Raw genomic sequence first — 15,611 nt, 5'->3', positions numbered from 1 at the left:
TGAAGCGAGATGAAGTTACTAACGGTGTTTACTCCTACATTTAACAGGGCTTATTGTTTACATCAGTGTTATGAGAGTCTGGTACGCCAAACCTGCAAAGATTTTATGTGGCTGATAATCGATGATGGATCGACAGATAACACAAAGGAATTGGTTGATAAATGGAAAAAGGATAACCTGATAGATATTGAGTATATCTGGCAAAAGAATCAGGGAATGCATGGAGCACATAATACTGCTTATGAGTCTATTAAAACGGAGTTAAATGTCTGTATAGACTCAGATGACTATATGCCTGATGATGCGGTTGAAAAGATCAAAACCATGTGGAAGAATCGTGGCAGTGAAAAGGTTAGTGGGATTATTGGTTTAGACTCATACACAGATGGAAGAGTGATAGGAACGAAACTTCCGAGTAAGATAATGACATCCACGCTTTTTGACTTGTATCACAAATATGGGGTTTCTGGAGATAAAAAGTTAGTTTATAGGTCCAAACTTACAAAGAGATTTCCTTATCCAATCTTTGAACATGAAAAATATGTTGGGCTAGCTTACAAGTACCACATGTTGGACCAGGAGTATGAGATGCTTCTGATGAATGAGGTTTTATGTTGTGTAGAATATCTTCAAGATGGTTCATCGCTTAATATGTTGAGGCAATACCGAAAAAATCCAAAAGGGTTTGCATTCTACAGGAAAGAACTTATGAAATTACCATTCGCGAATCACGAGTTTAAGTTTCGACAGGCTATCCATTATGTTTCCAGTTGTCTGCTGGATAAAAATTATCTATTTATTAAAGAAGCACCAAACAAGGTCATAACCACGGTAGCCGTGCCTTTAGGAATAATACTGTTTGTATTTATTAAGACAAAAACAAGAACGGTTTAATTGAAAGGAATAGAAAATGGAAGTTCTTTGGTTAAATCTTTTCATTGTCTTTTTTTTCTCGTTAATGGCAAGGTATTTTGCCATACCTGTTTTTAATACTGCTTCAATGACTACGATTTCATTGCATAAAATATATGTTATAGGATCACTATTATCACTAGCTCTAGTATCAGGTCTTCGCTCAAACATAGGTGATACTTACTTTTATAAGCATGCATTTGAAGTGAATGATTTTACATGGGAACAAGTGAGGAATCAAGAGAATATAGGCTTTTGGATCTTTCAAATGTTTTTGAAAAAATTCTCTGACGATCCACAGATTTTGATTTTTACTGCTGCAATTATTACAAATATACTCATTATTTTTGTGTTTTCGAGGTATTCAAGGCATTTTGAGTTAAGCACGTTTGTTTACATCACAGGCGGACTATATTTAGTTACAATGAATGGAATTCGTCAAAGCCTTACCGCCGGTATTATTTTTATGGCCACACGGTTTATCATAAGTGGAAACTTCTTCGCCTACGCCTTGATCGTCTCATTTGCTTCTACTTTTCATGAGAGTGCACTCATTCTTCTGCCTATTTATTTTCTGGTTCGGTACAAAGCCTGGTCCAGAGCAACGTTAATGTTATTGGTCATTGCTGTTGTTATTGTGTTAGGATTTGATCAGTTTTCGTCGATCCTTTTCTCTAGCTTAGAAGATACACAATATGGCCATTATAAAGATTTCCAGGAAGGGGGAGCCAATGTAATCCGTGTTGCAGTTTTCGGGATTCCTCTTATCATTGCATTCTTCGGAAGAGAAAAGTTAAGAGATATATTTCCTGAAAGTGACTACATAGTCAACATGGCACTTATTGGCTTAGTTTTTATGATTGTATCAACACAGAATTGGATATTTGCCAGATTTAATATTTATTTTGAACTATACCAGCTTATTTTAGTAGGGTGGATCGTAAAGCTCTTTCATGAAAAAGAACAGCGGTTAGTTTACTTAGGTATAATTGTCTGTTATTTCCTTTATTACTATTATGAGAGTGTTATTAGTTTAAATATTCTCTATAAGAGCGACTATATCAACTTTTAAATTTCTTGATGATAGGGGGGATAAATAGTGGAAGAAAAACATATCGATAGGGTCTTGCATATAGTAAGCGTGATGGATCGAGGCGGGGCGGAAACATTGCTTATGAATGTATATCGAAACTTGGATAGAAGCAAGCTTCAATTTGATTTTATTGTCCATCGGGCTGACCAAGGAGATTATGATAATGAAATCCGACAGTTAGGCGGAAAAATTTATAACGTTCCCAGTTTGGGAAACTTTGGACCGGTTTCATATGTTAAGAAACTAGCGGAGGTCATGTCCTCAAAGTTCTATATTGCCGTTCATTCACATACGGACTATCAAAGTGGATTTCCTGCCCTTGCAGCAAAAATTGTAGGAATTCCGCATCGGATTTGTCACTCTCACAGCAATAATTGGCCAATGAATGACAGCTTCAAACAAAAACTTTTACTAAAGGGTTTCCAGGCACTAATTAAATTCTCAGCAACTCAGTATTGCAGCTGCAGCCAGGAGGCTGGAGTTTTTTTATTTGGCCAACAAGCAGTTGATAAGAATCAAGTAACAATCCTGAAAAATGGTATTGATTTAAGCCAGTATCTCGATGAAACCATTACTAAAACAAGTGTGATCAGAGAATTAGGTCTCGATCAGGATGCGAAGATCATCGGTCATGTTGGAAAGTTTTCAAAATCTAAAAACCAGATTTTTATTCTAAAGGTTCTCAAACAACTGGTTAATAAAGATAAAAGGTATGTGGTTCTGCTGGTTGGAGATGGTCCATTAAAAGAGAAGATTGAACAAGAAGCAGAGAATATGGGCCTTTCCAAACATGTTCGTTTCTTAGGGGTACGGTCAGATATTCCTAGACTTATGAAAGCTTTCGATGTTTTTCTTTTCCCTTCTATTTTTGAGGGCTTCGGTATTGTAACAGTTGAGGCCCAGATAAGTGGAACTCCATGCATCATGTCGGATTCGGTTCCAATAAGCACAGATATGGGGCTTGGCCTGGTTAAGTATTTAAAACTAGAAGAGAATCCTGAAAAATGGGGAGAAGGAGTAGAAAAGGCAATCAATATGCAGAGGCCAGAAAAAGATACTTTAGTTAAAGCGCTGTCTGACAAAGGTTTTAGTATTCAACAAAACATTGAGGAATGGATGAAGCTTTACAGAGTTGGTTAGTAATCTACTATATTGGGCGGAGTGATAAATGAAGAAGAAGGTATTGATTGCCTCATTCGACTTAGAAATTGGCGGGGTAGAACGAAGTCTGATTGGGTTGCTGAACAGCATTGACTATCAAAAATATGAAGTCGATCTAATGCTCTTTAAGCATGAAGGAGAGTTCCTTTCGTTATTGCCTGAAGGACCTAACTTGCTCCCGGAGAATCCAGCTTATAGTACATTCAGAAAATCAATTTCACAAATCATCCGAGATGGCCGATATCCTATTGCTGTTTCAAGGTTATTAGCCAAGTATTTAAGCGGTATTAAAGGAAAATTAATGAAAGTGGAGGAACCAGGATATTTAACGATCCAATATGGCTGGGAGCTTACACGTCCATTTCTGCCTGAATTATCAAAGGAGTATGATCTTGCGATTGGTTTCTTATGGCCGCATCATTTCATCGGGGAAAAAGTAAAAGCGAAAAGAAAAGTCGGCTGGGTCCATACGGATTATTCCAATATTTTTATAGATAAAAAGACAGAAATGAAAATGTGGAGAAATCTAGACCAAATAGTCGCAGTTTCTGAAGAATGTTCGAAGACCTTTTTAAATGAGTTTCCACATTTAAAAGAAAAGACAATGGTTATAGAAAATATTCTTTCTCAGGATTTTGTAAGACAGCAATCTGAAATTCAGAGTGCGCAGGAGATCGAAAAAGAACCAGGCAAAACCGTTATAGTGTCTGTTGGCCGGCTTTCTCATGCGAAAGGGTTTGACAATGCAATCAGGGCATGTAGGCAATTAGTCGATAAAGGTTATGATATTGCCTGGTATATTGTAGGATATGGCCCGCTGGAAAATGAGCTGCGCAAGCTAATAACTGAGTTAGGGCTGGAAAATCATTTTTTCCTTCTCGGTAAAAAAATGAATCCTTATCCTTACATAAAAGCATGCGATATATACGTCCAGCCTTCAAGATATGAGGGGAAAGCAGTAACCATTCGTGAAGCGCAGATACTTGGAAAACCAGTTGTCATTACTAACTTTCCAACGGCAAAAAGCCAGGTAAAAGATGGGGTAGATGGACTTATTACTCCAATGAAAATCGGAGGAATTGTCGAAGGACTCCAAAAGTTACTTGATAATCCTACTTTAAGAGAAGAGTTGATCAAAAATACAAGGTCAATGGATTATGGAAATGAAAATGAAGTCCAAAAGATTTACAGCTTAATAGATGCATAAACGGAGGTGGATCCATGCCAATTCTAATAACAGGCGGTGCAGGCTATATTGGCAGTCATACTTGTGTTGAGTTACTAAATGCAGACTATGAAATAATCGTTGTCGATAACCTGATGAATAGCAAAAAAGAATCATTAAACAGAATCAGTGAAATTACCGGAAAGAGCTTTCCGTTCTACCAGGTTGATTTATTGAATGAGCAAGAGCTTGAAAAGGTCTTTATTGAAAATGAGATTGAAGCTGTCATTCACTTCGCCGGTCTTAAAGCTGTTGGTGAATCTGTTCGATTGCCGCTCAGGTATTACCATAATAATATCACCGGTACAATCAATCTATTAAATATAATGAAGAAATACGATGTGAATAGACTGGTTTTCAGTTCCTCGGCGACAGTTTATGGAATGCCGGATAGAGTTCCAATCTCAGAAGACTTCCCATTAAGTGCACTTAACCCATACGGCCGAACGAAGTTAATGATTGAGGAAATATTAACAGATCTTTATCAATCTGACCAAAACTGGAGCATCGCCTTATTGAGGTATTTCAACCCAATCGGAGCTCATGAATCCGGTATGATTGGAGAGGATCCAAATGGAATTCCCAATAATTTAATGCCATTCATCACTCAAGTGGCTGTTAGGAAACTGCCAGAGCTCAGTGTCTTTGGCAATCAGTACCCAACAGCTGATGGAACTGGAGTCAGAGATTATATTCATGTAGTTGATCTTGCAAAAGGACACTTGAAGGCACTTGAAAAAGTAGCAACAAGCAATGGAATTGACTCGTATAATCTGGGGACTGGAAAAGGATATAGTGTACTGGAAATGGTAGAAGCTTTTGAAGGTTCGGCTGGCGTGCCTATTCCATATAAAATTGTCGAGCCGAGAACAGGAGATGCTGCTATCTGTTTTGCTGATCCAACGAAAGCGGAAAAAGAACTATATTGGACAGCAGAAAAGAATCTAAGAGAAATGTGTGAAGATTCATGGAGATGGCAATCGAAGAATCCGAACGGATATGAGGAAAACTTAACACAAACAGTACCTAGCAATCCGCACTTATCTAAAAGTGGGGATTTTTTTATGTTAAAAAATGAATGAGAAGAGGATTAAGCAATGAATGTACAGGAAACACAACAACGCTTCAAGGAATTGCTGCAGGAGATTTATATTAGGGGTCAATTAATTGAGGACATCAATACCGAAGAATTGATCTTAGAAATCCAAGAGAAGCTCACATTAGTTTTAGAGAATAAACATTAATCTTAACCATTGCTAGGGGTTGCAAAAATGAAAAGGCTCTTAGATTTAATTTGTTCAATTTTACTCCTTGTTGCATTATCACCCATCATCTTGTTCACTGCTGTATTTGTAAAAGTCAAACTGGGAACACCAGTCATTTTTAAACAGAAGAGGCCAGGATTAAATGAAAAGCCCTTTTATCTTTATAAGTTTAGGACGATGACAGATGAGCGAGACCGAAACGGAAGGCTACTTTCAGACAAAATCCGTTTGACCCCAGCTGGCCAATTTTTAAGGAAGTACAGTCTAGATGAATTGCCGCAGCTGATCAATGTATTAAAAGGAGATCTTAGTCTGGTGGGGCCCAGGCCGTTATTGATGGATTATCTTCCTCTTTATTCTCAGGAGCAGGCAAAACGCCATCTTGTTAAACCCGGAATTACAGGGTTAGCTCAAATCAGCGGCCGAAACACCTTATCCTGGGAAGAAAAGTTCAAATTAGATGTTTGGTACGTTCATAATCATTCCTTTCTTCTTGACTTGAAGATTTTATGGAGGACAATGTCCAAAGTAGTCCAATCAGAAGGAGTCACACAGCCTGGTAATGTGACAATGGAGCCGTTTAAAGGATCGAAATCTATTGTAAAAGAGGGGCATGGATGAAAATTGCCATTATCGGTCAGGGAGGACATAGCAAAGTAGTTCGAGATGTCATTAAGGCGATGGGAGATGCAGCAATAGTCGGCTGCCTCGATGATAAATTTAATGCTGAATTTTTCCATGAACAAATTATTTATGGTCCAGTGAATGCTTCCAAAAGTATTGTTGAGGATTTCCCTGAGGTGAAATTTGTTGTTGCTATTGGAAATAACACCGTTAGAAAGCAAATTGTAGACCAGCTAGGATTTCCCGAAGAGTTTTATGCAACTCTGATTCATCCGACTGCTCAAATAAGCTCAGATGCTATTGTCGGGCCCGGGAGTGTCGTGATGCCATGTGCAGTTGTAAACTCGGATGCTCAGCTTGGAGCACACACGATCATTAATACATGCGCAGTTGTCGAGCATGATAGCAAAATTGAGAATTTCGTCCATATCTCTCCGAACGCCACTTTGACCGGAAATGTCACGGTCAGAGAAGGAGCGCAGATTGGTGCGAGCGCTACTGTTATCCCAGGTATAGAAATTGGAAAATGGGCAATAGTCGGAGCAGGTGCAACAGTGATTCATAATATTCCACCAAACAGCACGGCAGTTGGTGTGCCGGCGATTGTGAAAATAAGAGAAGTAACTGGGGGTGTATAAATGATTGATACTAGAGTTCAAAAAAGAATCTATCTCTCCTCACCGCATATGAGCGGGAATGAAGAAAAGTATATAAAAGAAGCTTTTAATACAAATTGGATCGCCCCTCTGGGACCAAATGTAGACGCATTTGAAAAGGATATAGCCGCATATGCAGGAGTCAATGAAGCAGTAGCTGTCAGTTCTGGAACGGCAGCGATTCATTTGGCTCTTTCTTTATTGGGAGTAGAAAAAGGGGATACAGTATTTTGCTCCTCATTAACATTTATCGCAAGTGCTAATCCAATTTTGTATTTGGGTGCTGAGCCAGTATTTATCGACTCAGAACCTGAAACGTGGAATATGTCCCCAGAGGCTTTAGAGAAAGCATTTATGGATGTAGCATTGAATGGAAAGCTTCCTAAAGCAGTGATTATTGTGAATCTATATGGACAGAGTGCAAAGATGGATGAGTTGACTGCGTTGTGCGACCAATATGAGGTGCCAATGATTGAGGATGCTGCAGAATCCCTTGGTTCATTTTATAAAGGAAAACCAAGCGGCTCGTTCGGATGCTTTGGGATTTTTTCTTTTAATGGCAATAAAATCATCACCACTTCTGGTGGCGGTATGCTCGTGTCAAATGATACCGAAGCAATCCATAAGGCACGTTTCCTGGCAACACAGGCAAGAGACCCAGCACCTCATTATCAGCACAGCAGAATCGGCTATAACTATAGAATGAGTAATATTTTAGCTGGAATTGGCAGAGCGCAGCTGGAGGTTTTGGAAGAAAGAGTCGAAGCAAGGAGAGCTATTTTTGAAAGGTATCAACAAGAGTTATCTGCATTACCCGGCATTCAATTTATGCCAGAGTTAAACGAAACCTATTCTAATCGTTGGCTTACAGCAATGACGATTGATGAACATGTAGCAGGACTTTCAGTAAGTGATTTAATAGAGGGGTTAGCTAAAGAAAATATTGAAGCAAGACCTGTATGGAAGCCCCTTCATATGCAGCCACTGTTCAAAGGTGCCCAGTATTTTACACATGGTGAAAAGGAAAGTGTCTCAGAACAATTATTCACCAACGGAATTTGCCTGCCTTCAGGTTCCAATATGGAGGAACTAGACCAATCACGGGTCATTAATTGTATTAAAAACTTTATTAATGTAAAAGAGGTTGAAAGAAAAATAGTTTAATATCCAAGAATAATGAGGTAACCCACATGATTGGAAAAAATTTATCTGAACTCAGAAGAAGAAAGGGGCTGAGCCTTTCTGAATTAGCTGATCGATCCGGGATTTCCAAGTCATATTTAAGCAATATAGAACGGGATGTACATAAAAATCCTTCCATACAAATTCTGGAGAAGATATCGGATGTTTTAGATGTAGACCTTAAAGCATTGTTGATAAGCGGTCATATTACAGAAAAGGTTCGCCACGATAAAGAGCTTTACGAATTTGCAGAAGAACTGAAAAAAACAGGGATTAAGAAAGACAATATCCGTGAATACAAACAGCTTATTGATTTTATAAAGTGGCAGAATGAAAAAGTTAATCAAGAAAATTAAGGATATCTAATATTCTATTATTGACTCTCAACGATAGGGTAATTGAAATGAGTAGAATGCGGAGATGTAATAATGAAAACTAGAATATTATTTGTTATTGACTCGTTAGATTGTGCTGGTGCTGAAAAAAGTCTTATAAGCTTATTATCTTTATTAGACTATAATAAGTTTGAAGTATATCTAAAGATGTTTGCATATGGAGGAATGTTAGAAAACTCCTTGCCTGAGCAAGTGAATTTACTAGAACCACTATCATATACAAAATTCGCAAATTTAAGTATTAAAAAGGCCATAGAGTATTCATTTAAAAAAAGAGATTATAATATGCTTTTTACAAGACTGAAATACTCATTAGCAATTCGAAAAAAACAATATAATAACGAACAAAACTCAAGGATATTTTGGAAACTCACAAAAGGTGTCATCGAAGAAGACCCCACCTTATATGATATAGCAATTAGTTATGCACAAGGTGTACCTACATTTTATGTTGCTGAAAAAATTAATGCCAAGAGGAAGTTTGCATGGGTTAATAACAGCTATCGTCTAGATGAAATTGATCAAATTTTTCAAAGAAAGTTTTATGATCAATATGAAAAGATTATCGCTGTATCAGATTCTGCAAAGACAATATTTCTAGAAACATTTCCGATGTACACCAAGAGAATGGAAGTACTTTACGACATTAATAATTATGCTTTAATTTCATCATTATCTGAGCTTGGTGAAGGGTATGATGATGATTTTGATGGACTAAGAATTCTTACGATAGGGAGGTTTCATTATCAAAAAGGATATGATATAGCAATAGCAGCCTGCAAAAAGCTTAAGGAGAAAGGTGTCAAATTTAGATGGTATGCATTAGGAAAAGGTCCCTTAGAATTAGAGATAAAAAAGTTAATTCAACATAATGGTTTAACAAATGAGTTTAGATTATTGGGAGTGAAAGCCAACCCATATCCTTACATTAAAAATGCTGATATTTATGTACAGACTTCCAGGTATGAAGGGTTTGGCCTCGCGATAGCAGAGGCTCGTATGCTCAATATCCCAGTGGTGACAACTAAATTCGACGCTGTTTTTAATCAAATGGTTGATCAAAAAAATGGCCTGGTAGTAGAAATGAACCCAGATGGTATAAGCAATGGAATTATACAATTTATTGAGAATAAAGATTTAAATAGACGAATAAAACGTTATCTTACTTTAGAGAAGAAGGGAAATGTTGAAGATATTGAAAAGTTTTATCAACTTTTACAAAATGTTGGTGAATAGAATATGCAAAAGAAAATATTATTCATGGTAATTAATATGAATGTAGGCGGAACGGAAAAAGCTTTATTGAATTTGATTGAAACAATGCCAAAGGAAAAGTATAACATAAAAATATTAATGCTGGAATTTTCTGGGGGGTTCCTGAAGTCACTTCCTGAATGGGTTAAAGTGGAGGAAATAAAAGGTTATGAAAAAATGAAAGAAATTCTTCATACTCCTCCGAAAAGGATTATACTAAATTTCATTAAAAATAAGAAATTTATGAAGGCTGTATATTATCTTTTGATATTTCTAATTGTCGCAATTAAGAATGAGAGAAGTCTGCTTTTTGCTCACCTTTTGCGGCACCAACCTATTGAAAATAATGAATATGATGTTGCAGTAGCTTATGCAGGTCCAATGGACTTCATAAGCTATTATATTACAAAAAAAGTGAGGGCCAAGAAAAAGTATCAATGGATTCACTTTGATGTAAGTGAAATCGGTTTCAATGTTCAATTCGCCACTAAATTGTATAAAAACTTTGATAAAATTTTTGCCGTTTCAAGAGATGGTGTAAATCAATTAATTAGATTAGTACCTTCTATTAAGAATAAAACTGAAGTGTTCACGAATATTACAATCCCAGAAAATATTGTTAAACTCGCAAAGATAGGGGGGGGATTCCAGGACAATTTCAATGGGATAAGGGTTTTAACGGTAGGACGACTCAGCAAAGAAAAGGGACAGGATTTAATTATTCCAGTTTTAGCTCATCTAAAATATGAGGGATTTAATATACGCTGGTACTGTATTGGTGATGGTAATGCTAGGAATGAATATGAATCCATGATAAAGGAATACGGTATTGAAGATGAATTTATATTAATGGGAGCAAAGCATAATCCTTATCCTTTTATGCAACAGTGTGATATATATGTTCAACCATCCAGACATGAAGGATATTGTTTAACATTGGCAGAAGCCAAATGTTTCAATCTCCCGATTATTAGTACTAAATTTGCAGGAGTAAGCGAACATATAACACACCTAAAGACGGGATTAATTACGGAAACTAACTCTACAAGTCTTCATCAGGCTGTAAGGGAAGTAATAAAAAATTCAAAATTGAAAAATGAACTTATATCTAATCTTAAGACTGAGAATCTAAACGAGGCAACTATTATCCGAAAGAAAAAGTTTTCTAATCTTTAGTTAGCTGTTTTTTAATAAAGGGGCTGAGTAAATGAAGAAGAAGATCCTCTTCATGCTGAGTAGTATGAATATTGGAGGGGTAGAGAAGTCTTTCCTATCACTACTATCAACAATAGAAAAGGAAAAGTATGAAATAACCCTCCTATTATTAGAAAAAAAGGGTGAGTTTCTTTCCTTTGTTCCAGATTGGGTGACAGTAAAAGAAGCATCTTGGTTTATTACAATAAAACCAGTGATTTTACAGTCACCATACAAGACGGTTTGTGAATATTTTATAAATTGGAATCTTCATAGAATTCCCGGTTTCATCATCACCTATTTCATTTCAGAGAAACTTGATGATAGATATCTTTACTATGAACATGTCATGAAGAATGTTCCTCCAGAATCTACAAAATATGATTTAGCAATAGCCTACCAGGGACCTACTGATATTATTGATTTTTATATTTCTAATAAAGTCCAAGCAGCCAAGAAAATATCATGGATCCATTTTGATGTATCCAAGCATCAAATAAATAAAAAATTATATAAAAAATTATACGGGAAATTCCATGATTTAGTAGTGGTTTCGGATGAAGCAAGACAACAGTTAGTACAACTAATCCCATCTGCAGAAGGGAAGACAAGAATCGTTCCTAACATTATCAATGATGAGTTGATTATAGAGATGTCAAAAGAAGCAATAATCTTTGATCCGAAATATAAAGGTTTGAAGATTTTAACAGTTGGAAGGCTGTCTGAAGAGAAAGGGCAAGATTTAGCTGTAAGGGTGTTATCGAAGCTAAGAGAGAATGGTTTTAATGTTAGGTGGTACTGCATAGGTGAAGGGAAATACAGGGAAAAGCTAGAGAGTTTAATTAAAGAGTTTGGAATCGAAGAAAACTTTATTCTACTAGGATCAAAAACCAATCCTTATCCTTATATGGCTCAAGCAGATATATATGTACAAACATCAAGGCATGAAGGATATTGCTTAACTTTAGCCGAAGCAAAGTGTTTGGATAAACCAATCGTAACCACTAACTTTATTGGTGCTTTTGAACAAATCATCGATGGGGAGAATGGCTATATAGTAGATTTAAATGAAGATGAAATTTATTCAGCAATTAAACTGTTCATAGAAAATAAAGAGATTAGAGATAACTTAAGTAAAGTTTTATCAAAGAAAAAACAGAAGAGGGAGCAACCACAATTTTCTGTTTAGAAGAAGGGGGTTAATAAATGTGAATCCAAAGATAAGTATCATCGTTCCAGTATATAAGGTTGAAAAGTATTTACATAAATGTATAAATTCTATCCTGGCTCAAACATTCACTGATTTTGAATTGATATTAATTGACGATGGTTCACCGGATAACTGTGGGAGAATCTGTGATAAATATGCTAGGAAGGACTCAAGAGTTTCTGTCATCCATAAGGAGAATGGTGGGCTAGCATCTGCTCGTAATGCTGGTCTTGATATTGCAAAGGGAGAATATATAGGATTTGTAGATAGTGATGACTGGATTGAATCAGATATGTATGAATTACTCTATGACCTATGCACAGAAAACGACTGCGATATTTCAAATATCAGCAGTATTATTTATTTTAAAGACAGAATACAGAAAAATGGTACTCATCCACTAATTGTACATCAGAAGTCGGAAGCAATGAAAGCGATGCTTGTGGGAGATCTGTATGACGAGGTAGTTTGGACAAAGTTAATTAAAAGGACTCTATTAGAGGATATCCGCTTTTCGGAAGGGATGGTTTATGAGGATACAGCATTTACTTATAAAGTGATTCATAAGAGCAAAAAGGTCTGCAGTATTGGTGCTCCTAAATACCATTATATAAAAAGAGAAGAAAGTATTATGGACAACGCCAAGAAGAGTATTAGAATTGATGCGGTCTTGATCTACGATGAAATGTTTAAGTTCATGGAGAAATACTATCCAGATTTGACATCGTTAGTTAGTTTAAAGCTCGCAAATAGCGCATTGGTAATTATGAATGCCATATCAGGTCATGATGAATTCAATAAATACAAAAATCATTTTAAAACGGTAACCAATATCTTGAATTCATATTACAGTACATTGATGCGGTTAAAAGAGTATCCAAGGAATGTAAAAATTTTATTGACAGCAGCTAAGTGTCATCCAATCTTTTATAAACTTTTAGTCAATCAATTACCGAGGAGAATGCAGGCATGAAATCTATCATTCTCAAATTTTACAATGATATCTTTAAAGTGTATGAATCAATTATTATCATGAGAAATAAATTTATATCCCTTACAGTCAAACCTCCTACAGTGAGAACAACTGATGAAACCTTAACCAAATTGATTGAAGAGAAGGCTTCAATAAGCAGATTTGGTGATGGGGAATTCGCTTTAATGAATGGGAAGGATTTGCTTTTTCAACCGTATATCCCATTATTAGCGAGACGCTTGAAAGAGATTATAAAAAATGATCAAGAAAAACATTTGGTGGGTATTCCAAATGTTTTTTTGAATTTGGATTGGTGCAGTGATAAAGCTAGTGCTTATTGGAATAGGTATCTAAATATAAATAGATTTAAAATCTATAGAATGATAAATTTTAACAATGTTTATTATGATTCGCTGGTGACACGACTTTATATTGACCACAAAGATAAAAAGCTAGCCAAAAAAAGGTTTAATAAATATAAACAACTATGGAATAACCGAAGTATTGTCATAGTAGAGGGAGATAAAAGCCGGCTTGGAATAGGGAATGATTTATTTAATGGGGCAACATCCATTGAAAGAATCATTTGTCCATCAACGAATGCCTTTGAAAAATATGAAGATATCCTAAATGAAGTTATAAAGCACGATAGATTAAAACTAATACTTATTGCGCTTGGCCCAACCGCAACAGTATTAGCATATGATCTTGCGATTCTAGGATATCATGCAATTGATATAGGACACATTGATATTGAATATGAATGGTTTTTACAGGGAGCTGAAGAAAAGGTTCCTGTAAAAAGTAAATATATAGGCGAAATTCCTAATGGAACAAATGTCCAAGATATAGAGGATCAGAGGTATAAGAAAGAAATCATTGTGGAAGTAGTGTGAACGAGATGGTAGTTGAGAGATGAGAACAGAACATTCAATAAAAAATATTTTCATAGGAATTCTGTCTCAAGTAGTTTTAGTTTTATTAGGTTTTATTTCTCGCAAGATTTTTGTGGACAGCTTAGGTATTGAATATCTTGGAATAAATGGTTTATTGACAAATGTACTATCGGTAATGGCATTAGTGGAGAGTGGGATAGGAATAAGTATTGTTTATAATCTCTATAAGCCTCTCGCAGATGGTGATGAGACAAAAATTATAGCTTTAGTTCAGGCGTACAAAAAAGCATATGGAATCCTTGCGTTAATAGTAATAATCTTTAGTGTATGTTTATACCCATTTTTGGGTGTACTTATGAAGGATGGCGGTAATATTGAGAATTTGGGATTAATTTATTTCCTATTTGTATCCAAGAATATCGTTTCTTATTTGAATGCACATAAATGGTCCTTGATAAATGCTGATCAAAGGGGATATGTCCTTGCAAAAGTAAATCTTTTGTTCCAAGTGATTACAATGATTGCAAGGATTGGAATACTAGTAGTAACAAACAGTTTCATACTGTATCTGGTAATAGAAATAGCATTGTATATAATTCAAACCATTTATAATGGGAAGATCGTAAATAAAAGATATCCCTATATTAAAACAAAAGAGAAGTATTCTATGGATATAAAAACAAAAGAAAATTTAATTGAAAATGTAAAAGCTATGTTCTTGCATAATATTGGGGGATTTTTGGTCTTTGGTACAGATAATCTTTTGATTTCTTCATTTATTAATGTAGCTACAGTAGGTCTTTACTCAAACTATGTAATGATAACCTCACAGCTTTTTTCCCTGGTTAATCCTATACTTGGGGGGATAGGAGAGAGCGTAGGGAATCTAATTGCTACTGAAGATGGAAATAAGAACTATTCAATATTCAAAGTTTCCTTTCTCATTAATTTCTGGCTTATTTCCTTCTGTGTTATATTTTTGTATAACTTATTAGAACCATTTATAAGTTGGTGGTTAGGTAAGCAGTTTATTTTGAATCACCTTTCATTTATTTTTATTTTAATTAACTTTTACTTAACTGGAATGCGTACAGCAATCGCCACCTTCAAAAATAAAGCTGGCTTGTTTACACAAGATAAATATGCGCCAGTAATTGAGGGCTTGATTAATTTGATTTCTTCACTGATTTTGGTAAAGTTTTATGGGCTAGCAGGAATATTCATGGGAACTACTATAAGTACTTTACTGACAATCTTTTGGACTCAACCCCTGATCGTGTACAAAAAAGTATTTAAGGTCTCAGTTAAGTTTTATTTCTTAAAATACTTTATATATCTATTAATTACTGTTATTATAGGCTATTTAACTAAACTAACTAGTTCAATCATTATACAGGGAGAAAGTTTTATATCTTTGATTGGAATGGGTATAATATCCATTTTCATCCCTAATATTTTCATTTTAATTATTTTTTATAAAACTAAGGAATTTAAATATCTTATTGAAAAGATAAAAGAAATTAGAGTAATCAAAAAAAAAACAGGAAGTTTCGAGGGATGAATTTTATAGT

The 15,611-nt window shown here is 35.5% G+C and carries 16 protein-coding genes; all 16 read left to right on the top strand.

Annotated elements, in window-relative coordinates:
• The first annotated feature begins 9 nt into the window (after positions 1-9).
• The 16 genes from J7E38_RS12525 (at position 10) to J7E38_RS12450 (ending at position 15,601) form a co-directional block, all read left to right on the top strand.
• Entirely contained in the window at positions 10-894 is an 885-nt protein-coding gene (locus tag J7E38_RS12525; RefSeq protein ID WP_214707806.1) for a glycosyltransferase family 2 protein, read from the top strand.
• A 16-nt stretch (positions 895-910) separates the two neighbouring features.
• Positions 911-1,984, top strand: coding sequence for an EpsG family protein (locus tag J7E38_RS12520; protein ID WP_214707804.1), 1,074 nt, complete (start codon positions 911-913; stop codon positions 1,982-1,984).
• A 72-nt stretch (positions 1,985-2,056) separates the two neighbouring features.
• Complete coding sequence (locus tag J7E38_RS12515; RefSeq protein ID WP_215038553.1) at positions 2,057-3,145, top strand: glycosyltransferase family 1 protein; 1,089 nt, start codon at positions 2,057-2,059, stop codon at positions 3,143-3,145.
• A gap of 28 nt (positions 3,146-3,173) precedes the next feature.
• The gene (locus J7E38_RS12510; protein WP_214707800.1) at positions 3,174-4,373 is read left to right on the top strand and encodes a glycosyltransferase; all 1,200 of its coding nucleotides are present in this window, start codon (positions 3,174-3,176) and stop codon (positions 4,371-4,373) included.
• A gap of 14 nt (positions 4,374-4,387) precedes the next feature.
• Positions 4,388-5,473 (top strand): UDP-glucose 4-epimerase GalE, encoded by a 1,086-nt coding sequence (gene galE, locus J7E38_RS12505; RefSeq protein WP_214707798.1) that lies wholly within the window; start codon positions 4,388-4,390, stop codon positions 5,471-5,473.
• Positions 5,474-5,488: 15 nt separating this feature from the next.
• The gene (locus J7E38_RS12500) at positions 5,489-5,635 is read left to right on the top strand and encodes a YwzD family small protein (protein WP_214707796.1); all 147 of its coding nucleotides are present in this window, start codon (positions 5,489-5,491) and stop codon (positions 5,633-5,635) included.
• 27 nt (positions 5,636-5,662) lie between these two features.
• Positions 5,663-6,277 (top strand): sugar transferase, encoded by a 615-nt coding sequence (locus J7E38_RS12495; RefSeq protein WP_214707794.1) that lies wholly within the window; start codon positions 5,663-5,665, stop codon positions 6,275-6,277.
• Entirely contained in the window at positions 6,274-6,918 is a 645-nt protein-coding gene (locus J7E38_RS12490; RefSeq protein WP_214707792.1) for an acetyltransferase, read from the top strand. The genes J7E38_RS12495 and J7E38_RS12490 overlap by 4 nt, the downstream gene beginning before the upstream one ends.
• A complete protein-coding gene (locus J7E38_RS12485; RefSeq protein WP_214707790.1) occupies positions 6,919-8,100 on the top strand; it encodes an aminotransferase class I/II-fold pyridoxal phosphate-dependent enzyme in 1,182 nt (393 codons plus the stop codon). It begins immediately after the preceding gene.
• 26 nt (positions 8,101-8,126) lie between these two features.
• Entirely contained in the window at positions 8,127-8,474 is a 348-nt protein-coding gene (locus J7E38_RS12480; protein ID WP_214707789.1) for a helix-turn-helix domain-containing protein, read from the top strand.
• A 72-nt stretch (positions 8,475-8,546) separates the two neighbouring features.
• Entirely contained in the window at positions 8,547-9,749 is a 1,203-nt protein-coding gene (locus J7E38_RS12475) for a glycosyltransferase (protein WP_214707787.1), read from the top strand.
• 3 nt (positions 9,750-9,752) lie between these two features.
• A complete protein-coding gene (locus J7E38_RS12470) occupies positions 9,753-10,943 on the top strand; it encodes a glycosyltransferase (RefSeq protein ID WP_214707785.1) in 1,191 nt (396 codons plus the stop codon).
• A 31-nt stretch (positions 10,944-10,974) separates the two neighbouring features.
• Positions 10,975-12,150, top strand: coding sequence for a glycosyltransferase (locus tag J7E38_RS12465; RefSeq protein ID WP_214707783.1), 1,176 nt, complete (start codon positions 10,975-10,977; stop codon positions 12,148-12,150).
• Between the two features lie 19 nt (positions 12,151-12,169).
• Positions 12,170-13,144: a glycosyltransferase family 2 protein gene (locus J7E38_RS12460; RefSeq protein ID WP_214707780.1), complete on the top strand. Its 975-nt coding sequence runs from the start codon at positions 12,170-12,172 to the stop codon at positions 13,142-13,144.
• Positions 13,141-14,040 carry an SP_1767 family glycosyltransferase gene (locus J7E38_RS12455; protein ID WP_214707778.1) on the top strand — a complete coding sequence of 300 codons (900 nt, stop codon included), beginning with the start codon at positions 13,141-13,143 and terminating at the stop codon, positions 14,038-14,040. Before J7E38_RS12460 ends, J7E38_RS12455 begins: the two co-directional genes overlap by 4 nt.
• A gap of 19 nt (positions 14,041-14,059) precedes the next feature.
• Positions 14,060-15,601 (top strand): lipopolysaccharide biosynthesis protein, encoded by a 1,542-nt coding sequence (locus J7E38_RS12450; RefSeq protein ID WP_214707775.1) that lies wholly within the window; start codon positions 14,060-14,062, stop codon positions 15,599-15,601.
• Positions 15,602-15,611 lie beyond the last annotated feature (10 nt).

The sequence above is a fragment of the Bacillus sp. ISL-35 genome (assembly GCF_018613355.1).
GTDB lineage: Bacteria > Bacillota > Bacilli > Bacillales > Cytobacillaceae > Mesobacillus.
The sequence above is the reverse complement of the archived record's forward strand: the minus strand, read 5'-3'. Positions and strand labels throughout refer to the sequence as shown.

Excerpts from the sequence above, each read along its gene's own strand:
- J7E38_RS12525 (WP_214707806.1), top strand. The coding sequence starts at position 10 with ATGAAGTTACTAACGGTGTTTACTCCTACATTTAACAGGGCTTATTGT.
- J7E38_RS12520 (WP_214707804.1), top strand. The coding sequence starts at position 911 with ATGGAAGTTCTTTGGTTAAATCTTTTCATTGTCTTTTTTTTCTCGTTA.
- J7E38_RS12515 (WP_215038553.1), top strand. The coding sequence starts at position 2,057 with ATGGATCGAGGCGGGGCGGAAACATTGCTTATGAATGTATATCGAAAC.
- J7E38_RS12510 (WP_214707800.1), top strand. The coding sequence starts at position 3,174 with ATGAAGAAGAAGGTATTGATTGCCTCATTCGACTTAGAAATTGGCGGG.
- galE (WP_214707798.1), top strand. The coding sequence starts at position 4,388 with ATGCCAATTCTAATAACAGGCGGTGCAGGCTATATTGGCAGTCATACT.
- J7E38_RS12500 (WP_214707796.1), top strand. The coding sequence starts at position 5,489 with ATGAATGTACAGGAAACACAACAACGCTTCAAGGAATTGCTGCAGGAG.
- J7E38_RS12495 (WP_214707794.1), top strand. The coding sequence starts at position 5,663 with ATGAAAAGGCTCTTAGATTTAATTTGTTCAATTTTACTCCTTGTTGCA.
- J7E38_RS12490 (WP_214707792.1), top strand. The coding sequence starts at position 6,274 with ATGAAAATTGCCATTATCGGTCAGGGAGGACATAGCAAAGTAGTTCGA.
- J7E38_RS12485 (WP_214707790.1), top strand. The coding sequence starts at position 6,919 with ATGATTGATACTAGAGTTCAAAAAAGAATCTATCTCTCCTCACCGCAT.
- J7E38_RS12480 (WP_214707789.1), top strand. The coding sequence starts at position 8,127 with ATGATTGGAAAAAATTTATCTGAACTCAGAAGAAGAAAGGGGCTGAGC.
- J7E38_RS12475 (WP_214707787.1), top strand. The coding sequence starts at position 8,547 with ATGAAAACTAGAATATTATTTGTTATTGACTCGTTAGATTGTGCTGGT.
- J7E38_RS12470 (WP_214707785.1), top strand. The coding sequence starts at position 9,753 with ATGCAAAAGAAAATATTATTCATGGTAATTAATATGAATGTAGGCGGA.
- J7E38_RS12465 (WP_214707783.1), top strand. The coding sequence starts at position 10,975 with ATGAAGAAGAAGATCCTCTTCATGCTGAGTAGTATGAATATTGGAGGG.
- J7E38_RS12455 (WP_214707778.1), top strand. The coding sequence starts at position 13,141 with ATGAAATCTATCATTCTCAAATTTTACAATGATATCTTTAAAGTGTAT.
- J7E38_RS12450 (WP_214707775.1), top strand. The coding sequence starts at position 14,060 with ATGAGAACAGAACATTCAATAAAAAATATTTTCATAGGAATTCTGTCT.